The 3113-nt window shown below is 68.7% G+C and carries 3 protein-coding genes; 1 reads left to right on the top strand and 2 read right to left on the bottom strand.

Annotated elements, in window-relative coordinates:
• Nucleotides 1-1172 (bottom strand): DNA polymerase III subunit gamma/tau (dnaX, locus tag FVW20_RS10750; protein ID WP_196609528.1); only part of this gene is annotated, 1172 nt, incomplete at its 3' end.
• 225 nt (nt 1173-1397) lie between these two features.
• Nucleotides 1398-2321 (bottom strand): branched-chain amino acid transaminase, encoded by a 924-nt coding sequence (locus FVW20_RS10745; RefSeq protein WP_007525842.1) that lies wholly within the window; start codon nt 2319-2321, stop codon nt 1398-1400.
• 585 nt (nt 2322-2906) lie between these two features.
• Here FVW20_RS10745 and FVW20_RS10740 point away from each other — a divergent pair.
• The coding region (locus FVW20_RS10740) for a hypothetical protein (protein WP_196609526.1) at nt 2907-3113 on the top strand (207 nt) is incomplete at its 3' end.

Raw genomic sequence — 3113 nt, 5'->3', positions numbered from 1 at the left:
CCGCCCACCCCACCGGGCACGCCGCGCCCGCCCGCGGGGCCTGCCCCGCCGCCGCGCGACAGTTGTTCCAGCGAGACAAGGCGCGGCAGCATGGCCAGGTTCAGCAGCAGAAGTTCCAGCGCCATGGCCGGTTCCAGGCTGGTCAGCACGCGGCGCTGGCCTTCCAGGGTCATCTGCCAGCAGGCGTGGATGTGCGTGATCTCGAACTTCGGCGCCCATTCCAGCCACTGGCGGGCCTCTTCTTCCGGCAGGTCCAGCGCGGGCAGGGCGGCCTCGCCCGCCTGACGCAGCATGAACAGGTTGCGCCAGGTGGCCGCCAGTTCGCGCAGGAAGAACCCGATGTCCACGCCCTTGTCCAAAAGGTCGCGCACCACGGCGGACACTGCCACGCAATCCTGCGAGGCCAGGGCCTGCATCACCTCGAAGAACAGTTCCTGCCCGGCCAGGCCCAGCACGCCGCGCGCGCCTTCCACGGTCAGGCGGTCGCCGCCAAGGGCCAGCACCTGACCCAGCAGCGACATGGAATCGCGCACGCTGCCCGCGGCCCGCCGCGCGATAAGCCGCACCGCCGCCGGGTCGAAGTCCTGGCCCTCGCGGGTCAGCACGCCGGTAAGGTGGGCTTCCAGTTCGTGCTCGGGCAACCGCTTGAAGGTGAAGTGCTGGCAGCGGCTGATGATGGTCACGGGAAATTTGTGCGGCTCTGTGGTGGCCAGCACGAAGGTGACGCGCGGCGGGGGTTCCTCCAGCGTTTTCAGCAGGGCGTTGAACGCCTCGCGCGTCAGCATGTGGGCTTCGTCGATGATGAAGACCTTGTAGCGGCCTTCCATGGGCGCGTAGCCGATGGCCTCGCGCAGGCGGCGGGCGTCCTCGATGCCCCGGTTGGACGCGCCGTCGATTTCCACCACGTCCACGTGGTTGCCCATGACCACCTTGCGGCATTGCTCGCAGGTGTTGCACGGCTCGCCCGTGGGGGCCTTTTCGCAGTTCAGCGCCTTGGCCAGGATGCGGGCGATGGTGGTCTTTCCCACCCCGCGCGTGCCGCTGAACAGGTAGGCCGGGGCCACGCGGTCTTCCGCCGCGGCGCGGGAAAGGATGGCCTTTACCGTCTCCTGCCCGGCCACCTCGGCGAAGGTCTGCGGGCGGTATCTGGCGGTGAGGGGGGCGTTGCTCATGACGATGCGGGCCTGCTGCGCCGCCTGTCCCGCCCGCCTTCGCGCGGAAGGACGGGACGCCGGACGGGGCGCGGGTTGGTGCGTGCCGTGGGGCAGAGAAATTCGTACGCTACGGGCGATTCCGGGGTTTCCGGGCTATCCCGGTCAGCCACGGTTTCCGGGCCGCAACGCACGCCGCACGCCGGGGCGGGTGCCCGGCGTGCGGCGATCATACACGGACGGACCCTAGATGGTATAGCGGTGCAGCCAGTGGGCGTAGGCCGGGTTTTCACCCTTCACGGCCTTGAAGTACTCGCCCTGCAGGTGCTTGGTCACCGGACCGGCGGTGCCCTGGCCGATGACGCGCAGGTCCACTTCGCGGATGGGCGTCAGTTCGGCGGCGGTGCCACAGAAGAACGCTTCGTCGGCGATGTACAGTTCATCGCGGGTGAACTGCTGTTCCACCACTTCGTAGCCCAGCTCGCGGGCCAGGGTGATCAGGCTGTTGCGGGTAATGCCGTCCAGCACCGAGGTGAGCGGGGTGGTCTTGATGAGCTTGCCGCGCACGATGAAGATGTTTTCGCCGGTGGCTTCGGACACATAGCCCTGGGTATCCAGCATCAGGCCTTCGTCGTAGCCGTCGGCCTTGGCTTCCATCTTGGCCAGCACCGAGTTCACGTAGTTGCCGCAGGCCTTGGCCTTGGTCATCATGGCGTTGACGTGGTGACGGCAGAACGAGCTGGTCTTGACGCGGATGCCGTGTTCCAGCGCCTCTGCGCCAAGATAGGCGCCCCAGGGCCAGGTGGCGATGATGGTCTGCACCGGGTTGTCGCCAGGGTACACGCCCATGGCGCCCGCGCCCACGAACGACAGGGGGCGGATGTAGCCTTCGGCCAGCTTGTTGCGCTTCAGGGTTTCTTCCACGGCGTCCACGAGCTGGTCGACGGTGTAGGGAATGACCATGCGCAGGATCTTGGCCGAGTTCAGCAGGCGCTGCATGTGCTCGCGCAGGCGGAACACGGCGGACCCGCCGTCGGCGCACTTGTACGCGCGAATGCCTTCGAACACACCCACGCCGTAGTGCAGGGTGTGGGTCAGCACGTGCACGTTGGCTTCGTCCCAGGGCACCTGCTTGCCGTCAAACCAGATGGTTTCCGCTTTCTGGACCATGTTTCCTACCTCTCGGATGTACGCCCCGCGCGTTTCGGGGCACGTTGGCGGGCCGCGCTGGCGGGCGCATGGCGGCCAGCGGTGGCGGCACGGCCACGCTTGTGTGGTGACGGATATGGCGCGCCGGGCCCCCGGCGCACCGCGTGGTGTGAAGACGTGCCACGCTAATCAAGCCACCCGGCAAGGTCAAGACACGGCGGGGTGGAACGGGGGGCGGAGCGGGTGGGCGGACAGGGGAGCCGGAGGACGGGGGGAACGGACAGGTGGGGCGCGGCCAAGGGGAGCGCCCAAGGGGAGCGGGAGGACGGGGCGGCGGTTGTCCGAAGGGGGGAACAGCCGGATGACGGCGGGATGGCCGGAAGACTCTGCCGGGGGATGCCCGGTAGCGGGCGGGTGCCACCGTGATGGCGAGCGGGCCATGCCGAAGCCACGAGTTGGATGCATCCGGATTGCGTCCGGGTGGCGCCATGGGCGTACCCCTTCCGGACGGCCACCCCACCCCGTTGCGAGCCTGCTGCGGCAACGCCGGACCGAAACCCGCATGCTACGGGTGCGGCATTTCCATCAGCAACCAAAGGAAATGCCATGTCCGCAGCCACTCGCGGGCGCGCATCCCGCCGCGCCCCTGCCCAGCGTTCTCCCCAGGCCATGTCCACCGAAGACTTCTTGCGCACCGTGGTGTTCGCCAAGCGGTCCCGCGACGACCGATCCGCGACGACGCCCGGCAACGCGGCGTCCGCCGCTCGCCCCACGGCCAACTCCGCCGTGTCCCCGGCCCCTGCGCTTTCCCTG

Origin of the sequence: Nitratidesulfovibrio oxamicus, from assembly GCF_015731765.1 — a bacterium.
Taxonomy (GTDB): domain Bacteria; phylum Desulfobacterota; class Desulfovibrionia; order Desulfovibrionales; family Desulfovibrionaceae; genus Cupidesulfovibrio; species Cupidesulfovibrio oxamicus.
Note: the sequence above shows the minus strand (reverse complement) of the source record. Positions and strands in the feature narration are given on the sequence as shown.